Below are 20,959 nucleotides of genomic sequence, written 5' to 3' on the forward strand. Positions count from 1 at the left end.
ACACGCTTCACATGACAGACGTGCTCCAGACAGACGCGCCGGTTCAAACGGCGCCGGCGCAGGGCCGCTCCCGTCCGCGCAAACCGGCTCTCCGTTTCCTCGTCCTGCCGGGGCAGATCATTTCGGTACTGGTGCTGATCGTGCCGCTGGCCGTGGCGCTCTACATGAGCTTTACCGACTGGTCACCGACCCGCGGTTCGTTGCTCGATGCCAGTTTCATGGGGCTCTTCAACTACGAGGAGCTGATCATCTACGACAACCGCTTTGTCGAGGCCGTGTTTCGCACGCTCTTCATCTCGGTGATCTGCCTCAGCCTGGAATTCATGCTTGGCCTGGGGCTCGCGCTCTTGTTCCTGCGCGATTTCCGAAGCAAATCCCTGCTCTTCTCGGCGTTCCTGACGCCGATGATGATCCTTCCCGTGGTCGTTGGCTACACTTTTTGGATGCTGTTCCAGTCGAATGGGCCGATCAACCAGATCCTTGGCTTCTTCATTGGTTCCGATGCAACGCCGGAATGGTTCCGGTCCGCTCCCTTAGCCGTGGCGGCAGTGATCGTTACCGAGGTCTGGCACTGGACGCCGCTCTTTTTCCTGATCCTGCTCTCGGGGCTGAACGCGATCCCCGAGAACCCGGTGCGTGCCGCCACGATCCTGGGGGCCTCTCCGCGACAGATCTTCTTCCGCGTGGTGCTGCCGATGATGCTTCCGGTGATCATCGTGGCCTTCGTAATCCGCGCCATGGAGGTGGTGAAGCTCTTCGACGAAGTCTTCATGCTGACCCGCGGCGGGCCCGGTTCCTCCACCGAGACAATCAGCCTCTACATCTACAAGCTCGCCTTCAACGACTTCCAGCTGGCCTATGGTGCCGCGGCCGCCTTCCTGGTGCTGGTGGGCACCCTCCTCATCATCAACTTCATGCTCCTGCCAGTGCGGGACCAACTTCTGAAAGGATAGGGCATGCCCAGCCGCAAACTCTCTCCGCTCCTGGCGTTGGTGCTAGCCGGGGCCCTGGTGATAACGTTGTTTCCGGTGTTCTGGATCATCATGACGGCACTGAAGCCGCCGACCGACTGGAACGCAGCGCCGGCGATCTGGATCCCCGATGATCCGTCGCTTGTGAACTTCAAGACGCTCTTCGATCCCTCGGCAATCGAGGAATACGGCGTCGGCGGGGTCTCGCAGTCAGCCACCCGGTCGATCATGGGGTCCATCATCGCGTCGGTCAGTTCGACTGCATTGTCGATCCTGATCGGCCTGGCCTCGGCCATCGGGCTGTCGCGCTATTCCAAGCTCTCGAAATGGACGCCGCTTGTGATCCTCTCGGGGCGGATGTTCCCGCCGGCGGCGATTGCCGTGCCCTTCGTGATCATTTTCTCGGCCGTTGGCCTGATCGACACCTACCGCGGGCTGATTGCCATCTACGTTGCCGTGACGCTGCCCTTCTCGACCTGGATGCTGAAGAGCTTTGTCGACGAATTGCCGGTAGAGATCGAGCAGGCTGCCATGCTGGACGGGCGCTCGCGGATCATGGCGCATCTCACGGTGACCATCCCCCTGATCAAAGGCGGTCTTTTCGCCACTACGATGTTCATCTTCATCCTGAACTGGTCCGAATTCATGTTCGCCCTGGTTCTGTCCTACACCCATGTCACGACGATTCCGGTGCAACTGGCGAAATACGTCACGGCCACGGCGGGCACGCTCTACGGCGTGCAGGCAGCGCTGGCCGTGGTGGCCATGCTGCCGCTGATCCTGGCCGGCTACGCCATCCAGTCGCATCTCGCACGTGGCATGACCTTTGGAGCGGTAAAACGATGACCGAGCCGAAACTGCAGCTGAAATCGCTGATCAAGACATACCCGGGAAGCGAAGTGCGTGCCGTGAACGAGATCGACCTGACGGTCGCAGCCGGCAAGACTCTTGCACTGCTCGGGCCCTCCGGGTGCGGCAAGTCCACGACGTTGAACATGATCGTCGGCCTCGAGGAACCGACCTCTGGCGATATCCTGATCGACGGCCGATCTGTGGTCGGCGTGGCGCCGGGGAAACGCAACATTGGTCTTGTTTTTCAGGACTATGCTGTCTTCACTTCGATGTCTGTCCGTCAGAATCTGGCCTTTGGTTTGAAGGTGCGCGGCATGTCCAGGGCCGAGATTGCACGGGCGGTCGACGAGGTGGCCGAGCTGCTGGGCATGTCCGACCGGCTGAATGCGCGGGCGCGGGATCTGGGCGGATCCGAAATGCAGCGGGTGGCCATCGGGCGCACGCTCGTGACACGTCCGGCGATCCTGTTGCTGGATGAACCGTTGTCGAACCTGGAGAGCGGGGCGCGCCTTGCCATGCGGCGAGAGTTGCGACGCTTGCAGGGCGAGATCGGGCTGACCATCCTCTATGTGACCCATGATCAGATCGAGGCACTCTCGCTGGCCGACCGGATCGCGGTGATGAACGCGGGATCCCTGCGACAGGTCGAGGTGTCGACGCGCATCCTGGAACGGCCGGCGCATACCTTCGTGGCCTCCTTCCTTGGGGATCCGCCGATGAACCTGATTCAAGGCTCTGTTTCTGCAGGGATTTTCCGAAACGGTGACTTCGCCCTTTCGCTGGGCGAGGAGATGCCGGAGGGCCGGGTGACCCTCGGACTGCGGCCACAGGGCGTGACTCTGGTGCCGGCGGGGCAGGGGCGGCTGACGGCGCGAGTGAGCCGTGCCGAGCCGCGCGGGCCCGAGGCGGTGTTGACCCTCATGGCCGGTGGCCATGCGGTGAAAGTGCTGGTGCGGACCGCTCAGATGCCCCCGGTCGGTACCACCGTGGATCTCTCCTTTGGCCCCGAGGCACTGCTGTTCTTTGACGCAGATACCAACATGAGCCGCGACCTGATGCCCGGTCCGATGGAGGCTGCGGAATGAAAAATGTAACGGAAACAAAGGCCTGGATGCCTGCTTTGCGCCTTACGGGGCTGAGCAGGAGCTATGGAGACACCAGCGCCGTCGATGGGCTGACGCTCGACGTGCCCGCGGGATCGCTGACGGTCCTGCTCGGCGCTGCAGGGGCGGGGAAGACGACGACGCTGAAGCTGATCGCCGGGCTGGAGATCGCCGAGGCGGGGAGCGTGGAAATCGCGGGGCGGGATCTGACCCATGCGGAACCGCGAGCGCGGAACGTGGCGATGATCTTTGATAGCCTTGCACTTTATCCCGACAAGAGCGGTTTCGAGAATATCGCCTATCCGCTGAAACTGGCAAAAGTGCCCAAGGTGAAGATCGAGGAAAAGGTCAAAATCCTCGCCGCGCAGCTGAGAATCTCACATGTTCTCAATCGCTTGCCGCGCACGATGAGCGGGGGTGAACGGCAGCGGGTGGCGCTGGGACGTGCGCTGGTGCGCGATCCTGCGGTGTTTTTGCTGGATGAGCCGCTGTCCTCGCTGGACGCGATGTTGCGGATCGAGCTGCGGGCCGAGCTGAAGCGCCTGCAGGTCGAGCAAGGTCACAGTTTTTTCCTTGCCACGCCTGACTTTAGCGAGGCGATGGCGGTGGCGGACCGGATCGTGATGCTGCGGGAGGGCCGGGTGGTCCAGGTGGATACGCCGCAAAATCTGTATGATTTTCCGGCAGATGTGGCCACCGCGCGCTTTGTCGGGGCGCCGGAAATCAACATCCTGCCGGCCGAAATCGAGGGGGATCAGATCTTTTTCGCCGGTCTGGCGGTCCCGATCCCCACCCTCCGAAAACCCGCCGAAAAGGCCTTCAAACTGGGTATCAGACCCGAACACCTCGAAATAAGGACCGATGGCCCCCTGCGGGGCGAAGTTCTCGACCTGGAGCCGCTGGGACACCTGACGGCGGTCACCCTGCGCCTGGGCGAGGCCGAGCTGCGGCTGACCGCGCCGGTGGGCGAGGTGGCGCATCTGAGCCCGGGCGATCCGCTGAACCTGTCGCTGGATGGCGCGGGGCTGCTGGCCTTTTCGGCAGAGGACGACCGCCTGCTGACCCCGCGCCCGGACCAAGCCGTGACACCTGACCTGCCAAAGTGAGTGGAGCCAATATGCGCATTCTCGTATTTCAACATCTGCCCGTCGAACACCCGGGCACCTTCCGCGACTTCTGGCGCGAGGCCGGGCACGTCTGGGACGTGGTCGAACTGGAGGAAGGGGAGCCGATCCCCGACCTGGAGCCCTATGACCTGCTGGTTGCCATGGGCGGGCCGCAGGACCTGTGGCAGAAGGACGAGCTGCCCTGGATGCAGCCCGAGATCGACGCCATCCGCACCTGGGTGGTGGAGATGGGCCGCCCCTACCTGGGCATCTGCCTGGGCCATCAGCTGCTGGTGGAGGCCACGGGCGGCAAGGTGACGCAGATGACCGGCGCGCCGGAGGTGGGCCCGGTCATGGTGACCAAGACCGACGCGGGCCGCGCCGACCCGCTGTTCGCGGGGCTTGCCGAGCCGATGCTGACCTTCCAGTGGCACGGCGCCGAGGCCAGCACCCTGGCCCCCGGCACGGTGGTCCTGGCCGAGAACCCGGCCTGCGCCACCCAGGCGGTGCGCTGGGGCCGGCATGCCTATGGCCTGCAGTACCACGTGGAGATCACGCCGCAGACCGTGCCGGAATGGCAGGACGTGCCCGCCTATGCCGAGAGCCTGCGCGCTGCGCTGGGCGAGGAGGCCGCGCGCACCCTGGCCGGCACGGTTGCCGCCCGCCTGCCCGAATACCGCGCTACCGCGCGCCTGCTGCACGACAATTTCGCTTCGATCCTGGCCGCCAGCGCGGCCTGAGACTTGCGCGACAGACACCTTGGGATTCCGAATATGCAAATGATCACCGACCCGACGAAATTCGACGCCATTCCGCCCCTGCGCACGGCCACCCGCGAGGAGGCCGAGGCCTTTGTCGCGCTGCTGCGCGAGCAGGGGTACGACTACCTTCGCTTCGAGCTTGCCGACATGGCGGGCATGAGCCGTGGCAAGACCATCCCGGTGGAGCACGTCGCCGGCTACATGGTTTCGGGGCTGAACCTCTATGGCGGCACCGTCGCGCTCGACAGCGGCTCGGTGCCGGTGCGGGGCTCGGGCTATAACGAGGAGATGAATTACCAGGACGGGATCATGATCCCGGATGTCACCACGCTGACCCCGGTGTCCTGGCTGGAACGCACGGGCCGGGTGATCTGTGACACCATGTGGTATGACGGCAAGGTCCAGCTGGCCTCGCCGCGGATGCTGCTGAAGAAGATGCTGATGATCGCCGACCAGATGGGCTACAAGGCGATGATGGGCCACGAGTACGAGTTCTACGTGGTCGACGCCGAGACCCGCGAGCCGCTGTTCCCCGGCCAGCCGATCTTTGCCACCGCGCGCACCCACCAGCACCCGGCGATCGACGGCCTGATCCGCACCTGCAAGGACCAGGGCATCGACATCATCACCTACAACGTCGAGCACGGCCCCGGGCAGATCGAGATCAACTACTCCGCCGAGGTGGGGGTCGCGGCCTCTGACACCGGGTTCGTGTTCAAGAACACGGTGAAGGAATACCTGGCCACCAAGGGGCTGCTGGCGACCTTCATGACCAAGCCCTACAAGGGCCTGTCGGGCAGCTGTTCGCATTTCCACATCTCGCTGCTGGAGAAGGACACGGGCAACAATGCCTTCCTCGACCTGGAGGACCCTGACGGCATGTCGGCGACCTTCCGCAGCTTTATCCAGGGGGTGCTGGACCATACCCGCGGCGCCATGGCGGTATGGAACCCGACGCCGAACTGCTATCGCCGGATCCGGCCGCGCACCTATGCGCCCTCGAACATCTCCTGGGGGATCCAGGACCGTTCCGCCTCGGTGCGGGTGAAGGCCAGCAAGGACAAGGCCACACACATGGAGGTGCGGGTGCCCTCAGCCATGGGCAACCCCTATCTGATCGCCGCCTCGACCATCGCCGCGGGCCTGCTGGGCATCCTGCAGAAACGCGAGCTGATGCCCTCCGGGCAGGGGCCGAAGGAGGACGACAGCAGCTATGCCAAGCTGCCCACCGAGTTTTCCGACGCGATGGATGCGCTGGAGGCCGATGGCGCGCTCTGCGAGCTGCTGGGCGAGGAATTCGTGAATGTCTACCTGGCGATGAAATGGCAGGAGAACGCGCGGCTGCGCGACGAGATACCGGCGGCGGAGACCAATGAATATTTCGAGCTCTACTGACCGCCGGGCGGTGCCCGTGGATTTCGCCTATGCCGGCGTGGCCGAGCTGACGGCGGGCTATGGCGCCGGCGCCTTCAGCCCGGTGGACGTGGCGCGCGGGCTGCTGGCGCGGATCGAGGCGCTGAACGGGCAGGTGAACGCGGTGGTGGACTTGGCGCCGGAGAGGACGCTCGCCATGGCAGAGGCCTCGGCCGCGCGCTGGCGGGCGCGGGCGCCGCTCTCGGCGCTGGATGGCGTGCCGGTGACGATCAAGGACCTCTCGGCGGTGGCCGGCTGGCCGCGCTGGCGCGGCGGGCGGATCGCCGGGGATGCGCCGATGGCCGAGGACACGCCCGCGGTGGCGCGGCTGCGCGAGGCGGGGGCGGTGGTCCTGGCGCGCACGGCGACGCCGGAGGGGGGCTGCAAGGTGGTGACGCGCTCGCCGCGCTATGGCGAGACGCTGAACCCCTGGGACCTGACGCGCACGCCGGGCGGCAGCTCGGGGGGCGCGGCGGCGGCGCTGGCCATGGGCTTTGGTCCGCTGGCGCTGGGGTCTGACGGGGCCGGATCGCTGCGGATCCCGGCCAGCCACAGCAACGTAGTGGGGGTGAAGCCCGGCTTCGGCCGGGTGCCCGCCTTTCCGCCCGATACCGACATGCCGCATTCCGTGGTCGGGCCGATGGCGCGCCGGGTGCGCGATGCGGCGCTGATGCTGAAGGTGATGGCGGGGCCCGAGCCGCGCGATCCGCATGCCTGGCCGGTGCCCTGCGAGGGCGGGTTGCCCGAGGGGGATGTGACGCGGCTGAGGGTGGCCTTTTCGCCGCGCATGGGCTGCCGGGCGCCGCTGGTCGATCCGGAGGTCGATGCGTTGGTGGCGGAGGCGGTGCTGCTGTTGCAGGCGGCGGGGGCGGGCGTGGAAGAGGCCGCGCCGCGCTGGCCGGTGGATCCGCTGGGCCCCTTCGAGGTGTTCTGGCGCGCGGGCTGTGCCGAGACGGTGCGGAAGACGCCCGAAGCCCGGCGCGCCCTGCTCGATCCGCTGATCCTGGCGGTGGCGGAGGAGGCCGCGGGCATCGGCCTGGCGGAGTACCAGGACGCCATGGGCGACAGGCTGGCGATCGGGGCCGCGGCGAAGGATTTCTTCAACCACTTCGACCTGCTGGTGGGTCCGGTGATGCCGGTGCCGGCCTATGCGGCGGGGCAGGACACGCCCGACGGCTTCGGCGAAACCGACTGGAGCTGGTGCCCCTATACCTATCCCTGGAACATGACCGGGCAGCCGGCCGCCTCGGTGCCGATCGGATTTACCGCCGCCGGGCTGCCGGTGGGGGTGCAGATCGTCGGGCCGATGGGCGGCGAGGCGCGGGTGCTGCAGGCGGCCGAGGCCATCGAGCGGGCGCGGCCACTCTGGCGCAGGCGCCCGAAGATTGCCCTCTGACAAGGCAAAAAGGGCCGCCGCGTGGGGAACGCGGCGGCCCTTTCCGGTGCGGCGGTGGCGTTCAGCGCAGGCCGGCGTAGCGGAAGGCCCGGACGAAATCGGGCATCTCGGTGCCCTCGCGCAGCTCTGGCGCGGGCACGGGGGCGTCCTGGACCATGCGGAGCGGTACGTGGCCGGCCCAGCGGTCGCTGGCGAGATCGGGCGCGTCCTCCTCGGGCAGGCCGTCGGCAACCTTGGCGGAGACCTCGTCGAGCTTCATGCGCACCACCTTGGAGGCCTTCCATTCCTGGTCGGCGGGGACGCGGGCATAATCCCACAGGCCCGGCGCGAGACGGTCGGTGAAGACCCGAAGCACCTCGCGCTTGTCTTCCTCGGAGACCAGCTCGGCCTCGCCGAAGGCGATGACGGAACGGTACTGGATGTTGTGGTTGAAGGAGGCACGGGAGAAGACGACGCCGTCGAGGTGGGTGACGGTGAAGCAGACCTTGATGCCCTTCTGCTGGGCCTTCAGCATGCGGCTGGCCGAGGAGCCGTGCCAGTAGATGTATTCGCCGATGCGCCAGTGGCAGGTGGGGGTGACATAGGGCTCGCCGTCGATCACGTAGCCGACCTGGCAGACGATGCCGGCGTCGATGATGTCGTGGATCGTGTCGCGGTCGTATTTCGCAAGCCAGTTGTAGCGCCGCAGGCGCGTGCGATCAGTGGGCGCCTGTGCGGCCCCGGGAGTGGAATCAGGCAAGAAGGTCTCCATCGTCTTGGAATTGGGTCTGTTTCCAAGCTAGTCGGAGCGCAGGCGGCGCCGAGAGAGCCATTTACCGATTGGGTGCAGGACCATTCGCCGGCAGGGGGGCCGATTGGCCTCCCCTCAGCGGGAGGACCCGGGGCGGGCGGCCCGGTCGCAGGGCATCGATGGCCTGTGCCAGCCGCGCGATGCCGGGGGCGATGCGGGCGGTGTCGATGGCGCCGAAACCAAGCCGCAGCCGGTCACGGGGCGGATCGGGACGCAGGTAGTGCACGGTGCCGGTTTCCACCAGCACCCCGCGGGCCTCGGCCTCGCGCTGGACGGCAACGGCCTCGATCCCCGGCGGCAGTCGCAGCCAGATGCCAGAGCCGCCCGTGGTCATCGTGGCGTGGCTGTCGGGTAGCCGGCGGTCGATCTCGGCCATGATGGCACGCCACTTGGCCGACATCAGCCGCCGGTGCCGGCGAATATGGGCATCGTAGTGCCCTTCGGAGAGAAACAGCGCCATGGCGCGCTGGGCCAGCGCCGACGGGTGGCGGTACATCAGCCGGCGCAGCCGCCGCAGCTCGGCCACCACGCAGCGGTCGGCGGCGATGAAGCCGAGGCGGATGCCGGGAAAGATCGGTTTCGTCAGCGAGCCGGCGTGGATCACCCGCCCTGTCTCGTCCAGCGCCTTGAGCGTGGGATGCTGGGCCCCGACGAAATTCAGCTCGTGCTCGTAGTCGTCCTCGAGCACGAGGAAGTCGTGCCGGTTCGCGGCCTCGAGCAGGGCCAGCCGCCGCTCCATGCTCATGGTCACGTTGGTGGGGGCCTGGTGGCCGGGGGTGACATAGACCAGGTCGGCGGTGGCGAGCGAAGGGCAGGGGCGCAGCCCGTTGGCATCGATGGGGCAGGGCACAACCCCGGCGCCATGGGCCTCGAAGATGTTGCGGGCATCGACATAGCCCGGATCCTCGACATGGGCCTGGCAGCCAGGGCCGAGAAACAGCGAGGCGACCATCCAGATGGCGTTCTGGGCGCCGACGGTCACGATCAGCTCGTCGGGATCGGCGCGAAAGCCGCGGTGCGGCAGGATGCGCCGGGCAATCTGTTCGAGCAGCATCGGATCGTCGCTGTCGATCATGTCGTCGGCCCAGGTGGCGACGTGGCGCGAGGTGCCGGCGCGGCGCAGGCAGTCGCGCCAGCGCGCCACGGAGACCTCGTCTCGGGTGACCTGGCCATAGTGGAAGGGATAGGGGAAGCTGCGCCAGTCCAGCCGCTTGTCGATATTGCTCTGGCGATCGAGGCGGCGCTGCATCTTGGCGGCGAAATCGGGGCGGGCGGCGGCATCGGCGCCGCGGGCGCGGGGCGGCCGCACGGCGAGCTGTTCGCGCAGGAAGGTCTCGTCGATGAAATATCCCCGCCGCGGGCGGGCCTGCAGGAAGCCGTCCTGGCAGAGGCGTTCGTAGACGATGGAGACGGTGTTGCGCGAGACGCCGAGCGATTCGGCAAAGGCGCGGCTGGGCGGCAGGGGATCGACGGGCGAGAGGGCGCCGCCGAGGATGGCGTCGATCAACCTCTGCTGGATCTGCTCCTGCAGCGAGCTGCCTGTTTCGAAAGGCGCTTCGAAGAAATGTTCCAGCATGGCCTCACCGAACGTCCGGCGCCCCAGGGGCGCGAAATGCCGCCACGACAGCCCCGCCGGCGCTGTCTGCACGGCAAAGTAGAACGCCACTCGTTTGTGCAAATCCAAGCAAAAATGGCCGGAATGCCCTCTGGCACCATAGTTCGGGTGCTCTGGCTCTAAATTGTGTCACGCGGTGGTCAATAGGCTGGCACAGGGCCTGCCGGCGGAGCGGGGCAGCTGCGGTGCGAGGCGTCGCGGCACAACGCATCGGCGAGCGGCCTGGATAACAAGTCCACGGGGAAAACCATGACCAAACTCTATTCTTCCAGTGCCGGCGGGCGGATGCTGCTGCCCCGCCGCAGCTTTCTGAAGGGCTCGGCCGCCCTTGTCGGCGGCCTGGCCGCACCCGCCATCGTCAGCCGCCAGGCGCTCGCCTCCTCGGGCGAGATCAACGTGATGATGTGGTCCGACTACCTGCCGCCCAGCTTTGTCGAGGCCTTCGAGGGATCGACCGGCATCAAGCTGAACTTTACCGGCATCGGGTCGAACGACGAGATCATCAACAAGCTGAAGGCGACGAACGGCGAAGGCTTCGATATCGTCTCGCCGACCGTGAACCGCAACCTGCTCTGGGCCGAGCTGGACCTGCTGCAGCCCTTCGACATGTCCAGGATCGACCTGAGCAAGGTGAATCCGGCGATGGCCGTGGGCGACAAGTTCTGGAGCTTCGACGGCGAGGGCACCTACTGGGTGCCGCATATCTGGGGCACCGAGGGCGTGGCCTGGCGCACCGACCAGTTCGTGCCCGAAGGCCAGTTCCCGAGCTACTACGACGTCTGGGACGACGCCAATGCCGGCAAGACGATGGGCCGTGGCCACTCGATGCTGCTGGGCCTGGGCCTGGGCATGGAGCGCCTTGGGCTGATGGAGCCGGGCTCTGTCTGGGCGGCCTATGGCGACCCGGAGACGATGACCGACGTCTGGACCAAGATCACCGACCACGCCATCGAGAAGAAGGGCAACATCAAGCTGATCTGGAACGATGCCGACACCCAGAAGAACGGCCTGCTGAACGAGGGCGTCATCGTCGGCCAGACCTGGGACGGCCCGCCGATCGCGCTGAAGAACGAGGGCGAGCCGGTGATGTACCGGGCGCCCGTCGAGGGCGCGATGGCCTGGATCGACGGCATGGCAATGCCCACCGGCGCCAAGAACATCGATCAGGTCTATGCCTTCATCGAGGCGGCCTACAACCCCGAGTGGGCGGGCGAGGCGATCAAGAGCCACGGCTACAACAGCCCGGTGATCGGCGCCGATGCCTATGGCGGCGAGATCTATGCCCAGAACTTTGCCGATGCCTATCCGGGCGACGCGCTGGCCAACCTGAACGCCTGGCCGGCCGAGGCGCCCTGGTACTCGGAGATGCGCACCGAGTTCACCAACAAGTTCCTGTCTTCCTGACCCTGAGCGCGGCGCCGCCCCGGGGCGATCCGGGGCGGCGCCTTTTTCGTACCGTCAGGTTCCCTTCGTCCGACACATTCCGTCAGGCTTCCCATTGCCAGGCCCTCATCCAGAAGAAGTCCTCCGCATGAAAGACAGAACCGTCACGCTGGATCACGTCACGATCCGCTTCGGCAGCTATACCGCCGTCGACAATGCCAACCTCAACATCCGCTCCGGCGAATTCTTCTCCTTCCTGGGGCCTTCGGGCTGCGGGAAGACGACGCTGCTGCGCTGCATCTCGGGGTTCTCCGAGCCGACCGAGGGCAAGGTGCTGATCGGGGGCAAGGACATGGCGGGCGTGGGGCCGAACAAGCGGCCGACGGCACTGATCTTCCAGCACCTGGCGCTGTTTCCGCTGATGAGCGTGGCCGACAACATCGCCTTTCCGCTGGAGGTGCGGGGCGAGTCGAAGAAGGAACGCCGGAAAAAGGCCGACGAACTGCTGGAGATGATCGCCCTGCCGGGGATCGGCGACAAGAAGGTCTCGGAGCTGTCGGGCGGGCAGAAGCAGCGGGTGGCGATTGCCCGTGCGCTGGCGGTGCAGCCGGACATCCTGCTGCTCGACGAGCCGCTCTCGGCGCTGGACCTGAAGCTGCGCCAGCACATGCGCACCGAACTGCGGGCGATCCAGCAGCAGGTGGGCGTGACCTTCATCTACATCACCCACGACCAGGGCGAGGCGCTGACCATGAGCGACCGCGTGGCGGTGATGAGCCGCGGCGTGATCGAGCAGGTGGAAAGCCCGGAAGTGATCTACAACCGCCCGCGCTCGGCCTTCGTGGCCTCCTTCGTGGGCGAGAACAACGCCTTCAGGGGCCGCGTGGCCGCGCAGCAGGGCGAGATGGTGACGATGGACACCGCCCTGGGCCAGTTCACCGCGCGTTCAGGCGGTGGGCGCCGCTATGCCCGCGGCGACGAGGCGCTTGTCTTCGTGCGGCCCGAGCAGCTGGTGCCGGGCATGGAGGTGAACAGTTTCGACAGCATCCTGACGCGGCAGGAATTCGAGGGCTCGACCAACCATGTCTTTGCCCGTGCGGGCACGGAGGAGCTGCGGCTGTCGCTGGTCAATACCGGGGGCGGCGTGGCCCTGCCGGGCATGGGCAAGGCGCTGAGCCTGGGCTTTGCCCCCGAGACCGCCACCGTCCTGCCCCTCGGACACATGGCCTCTGAATCATGAGCGTGCTGCGCAATTTCTACGGCTCGCTGTCGCGCCGGCATGGCGTGGGCGCCGCGCTCTTCGTCTGCATCGCCATCACTGCCTGGCTGATCCTCTTCATCACCCTGCCGCAGCTGTCGATGCTGGATTATTCCTTCCGCTTCAACCTGCCGGCAGACCAGATCGGCACAGATGCCGACCATTATACCATCGAGAACTACAAGGCCTTCCTGTTCGACCGCGAAGGCAACCTGAACACGCTCGACATCACGATCCTGCTGCGCACGCTGGTGGCGGCGGTCTTCGTGACGATCCTCGACGTGATGATCTGTTACCCGGTGGCCTATATCCTCGCCCATTCGGCAACGCCCATGGGCGCGCGGCTGATGGTGATCGGGCTGATCATTCCCTACTGGGTCAACGAGATCCTGCGCGCCTTTGCCTTTCGCATCCTGTTCGGCACCACCGGCGTGGTCAATTCCATCGGCAATGCGCTGGGGCTCTGGGACCTGCCGATCGACTTTGTCCGGGCGGATGTGGCGCTCTATTGCGGGCTGGCCTATGCCTATATCCTGCTGATGATCTTTCCGATCTACAACGCCGTCGAGGCGCTGGACCATGCCCAGGTAGAGGCCGCCCGCGACATGGGCGCGCCCACCTGGCGGGTGCACTGGCGGGTGGTGCTGCCGGTGGCGAAACCGGGCATCGCCTCTGGCGCGACGATGGTCTTCATGCTGACCGCCGGTGCGCTGGCCGCGCCGCAGATCCTTGGCGGGCCGTCCAGCCTGTGGTTCACCCAGGTTATCTTCCAGTGGTTCAACGAGAGCTCGAACTGGCCGCGCGGTGCCGCCTATGCGGTGATCCTGCTGGTGACCTGCGTGACCTTCGTGCTGCTGATGATGCGGGTCTTCAAGGTCTCGGTCGGGGAGATCGGCAAATGAAGGCGCGCGGATCGATCTTCAGCCTGCTCTACACGCTGGCCTTCTTTACCTTCCTGTTCGGCCCGCTGATCATCATGGTGATCACGGCCTTCAACTCCTCGCGCTTTCCGCGCGTGGTGCCCTGGGAATGCTTTACCACCGACTGGTTCGGGGTGCTCTTTGCCAACCAGCGGCTGATGACGGGGCTGCTGAACTCGCTCTTCATCGGGATCGGCGTGGTGCTGCTTGCGGTACCGATCGGCCTTGCCGGGGCGCTGGCGCTGTCGGAGCTGCCGTCAAAGCTCCGCGCCGCTCTCTATACCGCCTTCATCGTGCCGATCCTGATCCCCGGTGTGGTGCTGGGCATCTCGACCATCGTGCTCTGGGGGCAGGTGGCACGCGGGGTGGGGGGCACCTTCCAGTTCTTCTTCTACAACGGCTTCTTCCTGACCATCGTCGGGCAGATCACCTTCATCTCGGCCTATGCGATGCTGGTCTTCATCTCGCGGCTGCAGCGCTTCGACGCCACCCAGACCGAGGCGGCGCTCGACCTGGGTGCGACCCCGGGGCAGGCCTTCCGCAAGATCCTGCTGCCCTTCCTGGCGCCGGCCATCGGCTCGGCCGCCTTCATCACGCTGCTGGCCAGCTTCGAGAACTACAACACCACCGTCTTTACCATCCTCTCGGAGAGCACCTTTACCACCGCGCTGGCCTCGAAGGTGCGGTTGGGCACCGATCCCTCGCTCTCGGCGCTGGCGGTGATCATCATCGTGATCACACTGATGGGGGCGCTGACCCACGAGGCCTGGCTGCGCCGCAAGGAGGCGCGCAACGGTGGCCGCGCCTCGCGCTCGCCGATGTACCTGAACCCGGTGATGCGCACGCTGACCCACCCCGGTACGGTCTTTGCCATCCTGCTGATCATCATCGGCGTGCTGAGCTGGATCGGGGCCAACCATGACAGCTCGCAGTGCCAGGCGGACATCATGCAGGAGAAGCGCGAGCGCCAGCAGGAGCTGCTGCAGCAACAGCGCGACAGCCGCGAGGAGCAGGGCGCGACCCAGGGTGGGACTGAAGGCGGGGTCACGCTGCCGAAGTCGAACTCGGCCTTCGGCAATGCCTTCGGCTCCGGCGGCCTGGCACCCTCATCCGAGGCGCCGGCCCCGTCGGAAGCCGCACCGGAGGAAGGCGCGGCCAAGCCCGCCAGTCCCTCGGCCTTTGGCGGTGCCTTTGCGCCGGGGGCCCTTGCGCCCGGCAGCACGCCCGGCAGTGCGGAGGAGACCGGGGAGTGATCCCGCGTGCCATCGCGTGACGGGAAAGGGGCCCGGTCCGGCAGGACCGGGCCCCTTGCGTCCGGGGGGCAGGCGCCGCGCTTCCGTCTTGACCTTCCGGCGGGGGCGGCCAAGGTGGCGGCAACCCTGAAGCCAAGCCAAGTCACGCCACGCGAAGCCACAGCCAAGCCAGACCGGGAGATCGCCATGACCTATCATTCCGCCCATGACGAGCAGCATTTCGTCAACCGCACAGGGTGGCTGCGTGCCGCGGTGCTGGGGGCCAACGACGGCATCGTCTCGGTGGCCTCGCTGATCGTCGGGGTGGCGGCGGCGGATCCCACGCCGCAGACGGTGCTGATCTCGGGCGTCGCCGGGCTTGCGGCCGGCGCAATGTCGATGGCGGCGGGAGAATACGTCTCGGTCAGCTCGCAGAGCGACAGCGAGCGCGCCGATATCCGCCGCGAGAGCCACGAGCTCACGGTGAACCCCGAGGCAGAGGAACGCGAGCTGGTCTCGATCTACGAAGCGCGCGGGCTGAGCCCGGAGACCGCTGCCCTTGTGGCGCGGGAACTGACGGAGAAGGATGCGCTCGGCGCCCATGTCCGCGACGAACTGGGCCTGAGCGAGGTGCACAGTGCCCGACCGTTGCAGGCCGCCTTCACCTCGGGTGTGACCTTCTCGGTGGCGGCGGCGGTGCCGGTGGCGGCGGCCTTCCTGGCGCCGCCCGCGCATATCCTGCCGGTGGTCGTGGTGGTGACGCTTCTGGCGCTCTGCATGCTGGGGCTGCTGGGGGCACAGGCGGGCGGCGCGCCGCGGCTGCGCGCGATGCTGCGGGTGGCCTTCTGGGGCGCGGCGGCCATGGTGGTGACATCGGCGATCGGACTGCTCTTCGACATCAGCGTCTGAAACCTTCGTCAGAACGTCATGTCCCTGACACGGGAGTGACAGATCAACGGGTCATGAACCGGGAAAGGTTCGGATGATCCGGGGGTCGGCATGGGCGAGAGCAACTGGGAAATGGCGCGCGACTGGATCCGTGCGGAGATCGCGGCGGGGGCCTGGGCGCCCGGGGACCGGCTGCCGACGGAGCAGGACTTGCAGGCGCGCATCGGCGTCGGGCGGCATTCGCTGCGCCGGGCGGTGGCGGCGCTTGCGGCCGAGGGCGCGCTGAGCGTGGAGCAGGGCCGTGGCACCTTCGTGGGCCGGTCGCTCTGCTATGACCTGCGGATCGGGCCGGAGATCGACGCACAGCTGGCCGCGCAGGGGGCGCGGCTGAGCCTCGACGTTGTCGAGACGCGACCGGCGCCGCAGGACGGGGCGGGCGACGATTTCGCCGGCGACGGGCGGCTGGATCTGGGCCGGGTCTTTGGCGCGGGGGCGGCGCTCCGGCGGGTGATTTCCTGCGGGCGGGTGGCCGGGCGGGGGCTGATGCTGCGGTTCCACGACGCGCCGGAACCTGCGCAGGTGGCCGATGCGCCGATCGCCGGGCAGGCGGTGCTGCAGGCGCGGCTGCCGCTGAAATGGGAGGCCCGGCTGCTCGAGCAACCCGCCAACCAGCCGGTGCTGATCAGCGCCTACCTGTGCCACGACAGCCACGGCGCGCCGCTCTGCCGGATCGAGGAGGTCTGGGCTGCGGGACGGGTGCGCATCGATACCGGTGTCGACGGCGCCACGGCGGCGATTGCGCATCAGGCGGCGGGCGGCTGACCTTCGGGGCCGGTGATGCGACCGGCGATACGGCTGCGGCCCTCGTTGATGACCACCTGCATGGCGAGATCGGCAGCCTCCGGATCGCGGGCGGCGATGGCCTCGGCGATGGCCCGGTGATGATCGACGGTATTGCGCCGCTGGTCGCGGTCCTCGGAGGTGGAGAGGGCAAAGCTGATCGAGAGCGCGGCCTCGATCAGGTTGCCGACGGAATGCATGAAGGGGTTCTTGGAAGCGGTGAGGATCGCCCGGTGAAAGGCCAGGTCGGCGAAGGCGAAGCTCTCGTTGTCGTCTGTCGGGCGCATGGCATCGGCGGCGGTCAGGATGCCGGCGATGTCGGCCTCGGTCGCGTGCAGCGCGGCCATGCGGGCGGCGGCGGGTTCGAAGGCCAGGCGCATGTCGCGCACGTGGTCGAGGAAACTGCGGTCGATCCCGGTTTCGAAATGCCAGCGCAGCACATCGGCATCGAAGAGGTTCCAGTTGTCGCGCTCGGTGACGCGGGTGCCGACGCGGGTGCGGGCCACGACCATCCCCTTGGCGGCCAGGGTCTTCATCGCTTCGCGCAGGACCGTGCGCGAGACGTCGAAACGTTCGGCCAGCTCGGGATCGCTGGGCAGGGTGGCGCCCACGGCAAAACCGCCTTCGACGATGGCGCGGCCCACTTCGTCGACCACGAGCGCGTGGCTGTTGCGACGGAGCGGGCCGGAGATGGCCGAGCGAAGGAGGCGGTCGGGGCTGTTCATGAGGGATGGGTCACGGTGAAGCTGTCATGCCGATGCCCGCAGCCCCTCTGCCTGACGGGCCGATTGCCGCGCGGTCTGCCGTTCGGTGATCAGCACGAGGCCCTTCTGAAGCAGGATGAAGGCAAAGAGCAGCACGCCAATGACGATCTTCGTCCACCAGCTCGACAGGGTGCCGTCCCAGATGATGTAGGTCTGGATCAATCCCATGATCATGACCCCGATCAGTGTGCCTGCCACGAACCCGCGCCCTCCTGTCAGCAGCGTTCCCCCGATGACCACCGCCGCGATGGCGTCGAGCTCGACGCCCACGGTGGCCAGGGAGTACCCGGCAGAAGTGTAGATCGAGAAGACGATGCCGGAAAGCCCTGCAAGGAACCCGGAGAGCGCATAGATCAGAACTGTCGTGCGGCCGACCGGAACGCCCATCAGGCGGGCAGCCTGCATGCCGCCGCCGAGGGCATAGACATTTGTGCCGAAGCGGGTGCGGTGCGCCAGCAGCATGCCGCCCAGCACCACCAGCAGCATCATGCCACCCATCAGGGTCAGCCGCCCCTTGCCGGGCATCAGCCAGTAGAGCCCCTGGAGACGGTCATAGAAGCCGTGATCGATCGGCACCGAGTCGATCGAGAGCACATAGGCCAGGCCGCGGGCCATGAACATGCCGGCCAGCGTGACGATGAAGGCGGGCATCTCCAGCAGGTGGATCAGCCCGCCCATGACGGCGCCGAAAAGCGTGGTGATCACCAGCAGCAGCGCAAAGACCGCGAGCGGATGCAGCCCGGTATCGCGCAGCATGACGGCGATGAAGACGCCGGAGAAGGCGATGACCGATCCCACCGAGAGATCGATGCCGCCGGAGATGATCACGAAGGTCATGCCCACCGCGACGATGCCGAGAAAGGCGTTGTCGGTGAGCAGGTTGCCCACGACCCGGGTGGAGAGCATGGCGGGGAACTGCAGGATGCAGATACCGTAGGCCAGCAGGAAGATGGCGAGGGTGGCCGCGAGCGGCAGGAAACGCGGGTTCATTCTGCGGGGGTCTCCTCTTTCACGCGATGGGTGCCGTTGCGGCGGCCGTCGTTGCGGGGGGCGTCTCTGTCGCGACGGCGTTCGTTCCAGCGGGCGATGGCGGCGGCGACGCGGGGCGATTGCAGCACCAGGATCACGACGATGATCGTAGCCTTGATCACCAGGTTGAATTCCGGCGGAAAGCCCGAGAGCAGGATGCCGGTATTGACCGACTGGATGATCATCGCGCCCAGCACCGAGGCCACGATGGAGAACCGCCCGCCCAGCAGGGAGGTGCCGCCGATGACCACGGCCAGGATCGCGTCGAGCTCCAGCCAGAGGCCGGCGTTGTTGGCATCGGCGCCGCGGATGTCGCCGGTGACGATGATGCCCGCCAGCGCCGCGCAGAGGCCGGAGGTGGCATAGACCGCGATGATCAGCACCCGCGTGTTGACGCCGGACAGGCGGCTGGCGCGGGCATTGATGCCGATGGCCTCGATCAGCAGGCCGAGGGCCGAGCGCCGCACCAGCAGGGTGATCACCGCGGCGGTGACGATCCAGATCACCACCGGCACGGGGATGGAGAAGAGCGTGCCGGAGCCGAGCCAGGTGAGCGCAGCATTGGTGAAGGTCAGGATCTTGCCCTGGGTGATCAGCTGCGCGATGCCGCGCCCGGCCACCATCAGGATCAGCGTGGCGATGATGGGCTGAATGTTCAGAATCGCCACCAGCATGCCGTTCCAGAGGCCCGCGACGAGGCCCGCCGCGAGAGCGAGGGTCACGGCAGCGCCGGCGCCGTAGCCCTGGGAGATTGTCCAGGCGGCGACGGCGCCGCAGATCGCCATGACGGCGCCGACCGAAAGGTCGATGCCCTTGGTGGCGATCACCAGCGTCATGCCGATGGCCAGCAGCGCCACCGGTGCGCCGCGGTTGAGAATGTCGATGGGACTACCGAAGAGGCGCCCGTTGGCCAGCGCGATATCGAAGAAGCCGGGGTTGAGCGCCCCGATCAGCGCCAGAACGGCGGCTAGGGTGAGAAGCTGCGGCGCGATGCGGCGCAGGAAGGAGCCGTGGGTAAGCCTCATGCGCTGGCCCTTTCCGCTTGCGGCTGTGCGGGCTCTGCCGCGGGGGAACGGGCGGCGATGGCCGCCACCATGGTGTCGGTGGTGATGTCCTGGGTCAGCTCGGCCACGTGACGGCGGTCGCGCAGAACGATCACGCGGTGGCTGTAGGTCACCAGTTCTTCCAGTTCGGAGGAGATGACGAGGAGCGACATGCCCTGGGCGCAGAGCTCCTCGATCAGGCGGATGATCTCGGCATGGGCGCCCACGTCGATGCCCCGGGTCGGCTCGTCGAGGATGAGAAAGCGCGGGTTCATCGCCAGCCAGCGGGCCAGGATGACCTTTTGCTGGTTGCCGCCCGAGAGCAGGCCCACGGGCTTTTCGGCATCCGGGGTGCGGATGTCGAGGCGCGCGATATAGCGCTCGGCCAGCTCGGCCTGTTCGCGGCGCGGCACCGGCCGGGCCCAGCCGCGCCGGGCCTGCAGGGCGAGGATGATGTTCTCTCTCACCGAGAGCTCGCCGACGATGCCGTCGATCTTGCGGTCCTCGGGACAGAAGCCGAAGCCCGCGGCGATGGCCTCGCGCGGGGAAGAGAGCGAGAGCGGTTTGTCCTCTGAGGTGGCGCTGCCGCTGTCGTGGGGGCGGACGCCGAAGAGCGTCTCGGCGGTCTCGGTGCGGCCCGAGCCGAGCAGGCCTGCCATGCCCACGACCTCGCCGGCCCGGATCGACAGGTCGAAGGGCGCAATGGCGCCGCGACGGCCGAACTGTTCGAAGTCGAGCACCGGCGGGCCCTCCGGTGCCGGGCCGGCGCCGCCCTCATGGGTTTCCGCGCCAAGTTCGCGGCCGAGCATCAGGTTGATCAGCTCAAGCTGGGGCGTCTCTGCGGCGGCGACGGTGGCCACGTGGCGGCCGTTGCGCAGAACGGTAAGGCGGTCGCTGATCTCGTAGACCTGGTCGAGGAAATGCGAGATGAAGACGATCCCGAGGCCGCGCGCCTGAAGCCCGCGTACCACGTCGAAGAGCATCTCGACCTCGCGGGTGTCGAGGCTGGCGGTGGGTTCGTCGAGGATCAGCACCTTGCCCGAGAGCGAGGCGGCGCGGGCGATGGCGATGATCTGCTGGATGGCCACGGAATAGCTTTCGAGCGTGCGGTTCGGATCGACGTCGAGGCCGTAGGAGGCGAGGATCTCTGCGGCCTCGCGCCGCATGGCGCGGCTGCGGATCAGCCCGAGGCGCCGGGGCTGACGGCCCAGCATCAGGTTCTCGGCGACGGTCAGGTTCGGCAGCAGGTTGACCTCCTGGTAGACGGTGCCGATGCCGAGAGCCTGGGCGTGCTGGGTGTCGCGCGGGCTGATCGGCCGGCCGTCGAGGAAGATCGCACCGCCGTCGCGCTGATAGGCGCCGGTCAGGCACTTGATGAGAGTGGATTTTCCGGCTCCGTTTTCGCCCAGCAGGGCATGGACCTCGCCGGCGCGCAGGTCGAAATCGACCTCGTCGAGGGCGCGGGTGCCGGGAAAGATCTTGCTGAGGGCGCGGGCAGAGAGAAGGGGCGGGGTGCTGGCATCGGCCAAGGCGGGCCTCCCTTTGACTGGCGTTCCGTTCGGTGGGGCGCCCCCGGCGGCCGGGGGCGGAGTGGC

At 67.1% G+C, this 20,959-nt stretch carries 19 protein-coding genes; 13 read left to right on the top strand and 6 right to left on the bottom strand.

Annotated elements, in window-relative coordinates:
- Positions 1-11: 11 nt before the first annotated feature.
- Genes AC0WR5_RS04205 through AC0WR5_RS04235 form a run of 7 tightly spaced genes read left to right on the top strand, consistent with a single transcriptional unit; the run spans position 12 to position 7,602 of the window.
- Positions 12-953 (top strand): carbohydrate ABC transporter permease, encoded by a 942-nt coding sequence (locus tag AC0WR5_RS04205; RefSeq protein ID WP_475867189.1) that lies wholly within the window; start codon positions 12-14, stop codon positions 951-953.
- A 3-nt stretch (positions 954-956) separates the two neighbouring features.
- A complete protein-coding gene (locus tag AC0WR5_RS04210; protein ID WP_475867190.1) occupies positions 957-1,817 on the top strand; it encodes a carbohydrate ABC transporter permease in 861 nt (286 codons plus the stop codon).
- Entirely contained in the window at positions 1,814-2,908 is a 1,095-nt protein-coding gene (locus tag AC0WR5_RS04215; RefSeq protein WP_475867192.1) for an ABC transporter ATP-binding protein, read from the top strand. Before AC0WR5_RS04210 ends, AC0WR5_RS04215 begins: the two co-directional genes overlap by 4 nt.
- The gene (locus tag AC0WR5_RS04220) at positions 2,905-4,032 is read left to right on the top strand and encodes an ABC transporter ATP-binding protein (protein ID WP_475867194.1); all 1,128 of its coding nucleotides are present in this window, start codon (positions 2,905-2,907) and stop codon (positions 4,030-4,032) included. The genes AC0WR5_RS04215 and AC0WR5_RS04220 overlap by 4 nt, the downstream gene beginning before the upstream one ends.
- Before the next feature lie 11 nt (positions 4,033-4,043).
- Positions 4,044-4,772: a type 1 glutamine amidotransferase gene (locus AC0WR5_RS04225; protein ID WP_475867195.1), complete on the top strand. Its 729-nt coding sequence runs from the start codon at positions 4,044-4,046 to the stop codon at positions 4,770-4,772.
- A gap of 33 nt (positions 4,773-4,805) precedes the next feature.
- Positions 4,806-6,188 (top strand): glutamine synthetase family protein, encoded by a 1,383-nt coding sequence (locus AC0WR5_RS04230; protein ID WP_475867197.1) that lies wholly within the window; start codon positions 4,806-4,808, stop codon positions 6,186-6,188.
- The gene (locus AC0WR5_RS04235; protein WP_475867198.1) at positions 6,166-7,602 is read left to right on the top strand and encodes an amidase family protein; all 1,437 of its coding nucleotides are present in this window, start codon (positions 6,166-6,168) and stop codon (positions 7,600-7,602) included. The genes AC0WR5_RS04230 and AC0WR5_RS04235 overlap by 23 nt, the downstream gene beginning before the upstream one ends.
- Positions 7,603-7,663: 61 nt before the next feature.
- Here the strand turns inward: AC0WR5_RS04235 and AC0WR5_RS04240 are convergent, their stop codons facing one another.
- Both AC0WR5_RS04240 and pdxR read right to left on the bottom strand, forming a co-directional pair.
- Complete coding sequence (locus AC0WR5_RS04240; RefSeq protein WP_475867200.1) at positions 7,664-8,341, bottom strand: pyridoxamine 5'-phosphate oxidase family protein; 678 nt, start codon at positions 8,339-8,341, stop codon at positions 7,664-7,666.
- 73 nt (positions 8,342-8,414) lie between these two features.
- The gene (gene pdxR, locus AC0WR5_RS04245) at positions 8,415-9,968 is read right to left on the bottom strand and encodes a MocR-like pyridoxine biosynthesis transcription factor PdxR (RefSeq protein ID WP_475867202.1); all 1,554 of its coding nucleotides are present in this window, start codon (positions 9,966-9,968) and stop codon (positions 8,415-8,417) included.
- Between the two features lie 288 nt (positions 9,969-10,256).
- On the opposite strand from pdxR, the gene AC0WR5_RS04250 reads away from it, so the two are divergent.
- The 6 genes from AC0WR5_RS04250 (at position 10,257) to AC0WR5_RS04275 (ending at position 16,510) form a co-directional block, all read left to right on the top strand.
- The gene (locus AC0WR5_RS04250) at positions 10,257-11,411 is read left to right on the top strand and encodes an extracellular solute-binding protein (RefSeq protein WP_475867204.1); all 1,155 of its coding nucleotides are present in this window, start codon (positions 10,257-10,259) and stop codon (positions 11,409-11,411) included.
- Between the two features lie 127 nt (positions 11,412-11,538).
- Positions 11,539-12,630, top strand: coding sequence for an ABC transporter ATP-binding protein (locus AC0WR5_RS04255; RefSeq protein WP_475867205.1), 1,092 nt, complete (start codon positions 11,539-11,541; stop codon positions 12,628-12,630).
- On the top strand, positions 12,627-13,550 hold the full coding sequence (locus AC0WR5_RS04260) for an ABC transporter permease (protein WP_475867207.1): 924 nt from the start codon (positions 12,627-12,629) through the stop codon (positions 13,548-13,550). The genes AC0WR5_RS04255 and AC0WR5_RS04260 overlap by 4 nt, the downstream gene beginning before the upstream one ends.
- A complete protein-coding gene (locus AC0WR5_RS04265; RefSeq protein ID WP_475867209.1) occupies positions 13,547-14,821 on the top strand; it encodes an ABC transporter permease in 1,275 nt (424 codons plus the stop codon). Before AC0WR5_RS04260 ends, AC0WR5_RS04265 begins: the two co-directional genes overlap by 4 nt.
- Before the next feature lie 186 nt (positions 14,822-15,007).
- Positions 15,008-15,709 carry a VIT1/CCC1 transporter family protein gene (locus tag AC0WR5_RS04270; RefSeq protein ID WP_475867210.1) on the top strand — a complete coding sequence of 234 codons (702 nt, stop codon included), beginning with the start codon at positions 15,008-15,010 and terminating at the stop codon, positions 15,707-15,709.
- A gap of 90 nt (positions 15,710-15,799) precedes the next feature.
- Positions 15,800-16,510, top strand: coding sequence for a GntR family transcriptional regulator (locus AC0WR5_RS04275; protein WP_475867212.1), 711 nt, complete (start codon positions 15,800-15,802; stop codon positions 16,508-16,510).
- On the opposite strand, the gene AC0WR5_RS04280 is transcribed toward AC0WR5_RS04275, so the two are convergent.
- Genes AC0WR5_RS04280 through ytfR form a run of 4 tightly spaced genes read right to left on the bottom strand, consistent with a single transcriptional unit; the run spans position 16,492 to position 20,893 of the window.
- Positions 16,492-17,253, bottom strand: coding sequence for a FadR/GntR family transcriptional regulator (locus AC0WR5_RS04280; RefSeq protein WP_475867213.1), 762 nt, complete (start codon positions 17,251-17,253; stop codon positions 16,492-16,494). The genes AC0WR5_RS04275 and AC0WR5_RS04280 overlap by 19 nt on opposite strands.
- 24 nt (positions 17,254-17,277) lie before the next feature.
- Positions 17,278-18,282, bottom strand: a complete 1,005-nt coding sequence (yjfF, locus tag AC0WR5_RS04285; protein ID WP_475867215.1) for a galactofuranose ABC transporter, permease protein YjfF — start codon at positions 18,280-18,282, stop codon at positions 17,278-17,280.
- Complete coding sequence (locus tag AC0WR5_RS04290) at positions 18,279-19,346, bottom strand: ABC transporter permease (protein WP_475867217.1); 1,068 nt, start codon at positions 19,344-19,346, stop codon at positions 18,279-18,281. The genes yjfF and AC0WR5_RS04290 overlap by 4 nt, the downstream gene beginning before the upstream one ends.
- Complete coding sequence (ytfR, locus tag AC0WR5_RS04295) at positions 19,343-20,893, bottom strand: galactofuranose ABC transporter, ATP-binding protein YtfR (RefSeq protein ID WP_475867218.1); 1,551 nt, start codon at positions 20,891-20,893, stop codon at positions 19,343-19,345. The genes AC0WR5_RS04290 and ytfR overlap by 4 nt, the downstream gene beginning before the upstream one ends.
- Positions 20,894-20,959 lie beyond the last annotated feature (66 nt).

This window comes from Pseudooceanicola sp. DL12 (genome assembly GCF_056270665.1).

Excerpts from the sequence above, each read along its gene's own strand:
- AC0WR5_RS04205 (WP_475867189.1), top strand. The coding sequence starts at position 12 with ATGACAGACGTGCTCCAGACAGACGCGCCGGTTCAAACGGCGCCGGCG.
- AC0WR5_RS04210 (WP_475867190.1), top strand. The coding sequence starts at position 957 with ATGCCCAGCCGCAAACTCTCTCCGCTCCTGGCGTTGGTGCTAGCCGGG.
- AC0WR5_RS04215 (WP_475867192.1), top strand. The coding sequence starts at position 1,814 with ATGACCGAGCCGAAACTGCAGCTGAAATCGCTGATCAAGACATACCCG.
- AC0WR5_RS04220 (WP_475867194.1), top strand. The coding sequence starts at position 2,905 with ATGAAAAATGTAACGGAAACAAAGGCCTGGATGCCTGCTTTGCGCCTT.
- AC0WR5_RS04225 (WP_475867195.1), top strand. The coding sequence starts at position 4,044 with ATGCGCATTCTCGTATTTCAACATCTGCCCGTCGAACACCCGGGCACC.
- AC0WR5_RS04230 (WP_475867197.1), top strand. The coding sequence starts at position 4,806 with ATGCAAATGATCACCGACCCGACGAAATTCGACGCCATTCCGCCCCTG.
- AC0WR5_RS04235 (WP_475867198.1), top strand. The coding sequence starts at position 6,166 with ATGAATATTTCGAGCTCTACTGACCGCCGGGCGGTGCCCGTGGATTTC.
- pdxR (WP_475867202.1), bottom strand. The coding sequence starts at position 9,968 with ATGCTGGAACATTTCTTCGAAGCGCCTTTCGAAACAGGCAGCTCGCTG.
- AC0WR5_RS04250 (WP_475867204.1), top strand. The coding sequence starts at position 10,257 with ATGACCAAACTCTATTCTTCCAGTGCCGGCGGGCGGATGCTGCTGCCC.
- AC0WR5_RS04255 (WP_475867205.1), top strand. The coding sequence starts at position 11,539 with ATGAAAGACAGAACCGTCACGCTGGATCACGTCACGATCCGCTTCGGC.
- AC0WR5_RS04260 (WP_475867207.1), top strand. The coding sequence starts at position 12,627 with ATGAGCGTGCTGCGCAATTTCTACGGCTCGCTGTCGCGCCGGCATGGC.
- AC0WR5_RS04265 (WP_475867209.1), top strand. The coding sequence starts at position 13,547 with ATGAAGGCGCGCGGATCGATCTTCAGCCTGCTCTACACGCTGGCCTTC.
- AC0WR5_RS04270 (WP_475867210.1), top strand. The coding sequence starts at position 15,008 with ATGACCTATCATTCCGCCCATGACGAGCAGCATTTCGTCAACCGCACA.
- AC0WR5_RS04275 (WP_475867212.1), top strand. The coding sequence starts at position 15,800 with ATGGGCGAGAGCAACTGGGAAATGGCGCGCGACTGGATCCGTGCGGAG.
- AC0WR5_RS04280 (WP_475867213.1), bottom strand. The coding sequence starts at position 17,253 with ATGAACAGCCCCGACCGCCTCCTTCGCTCGGCCATCTCCGGCCCGCTC.
- yjfF (WP_475867215.1), bottom strand. The coding sequence starts at position 18,282 with ATGAACCCGCGTTTCCTGCCGCTCGCGGCCACCCTCGCCATCTTCCTG.
- AC0WR5_RS04290 (WP_475867217.1), bottom strand. The coding sequence starts at position 19,346 with ATGAGGCTTACCCACGGCTCCTTCCTGCGCCGCATCGCGCCGCAGCTT.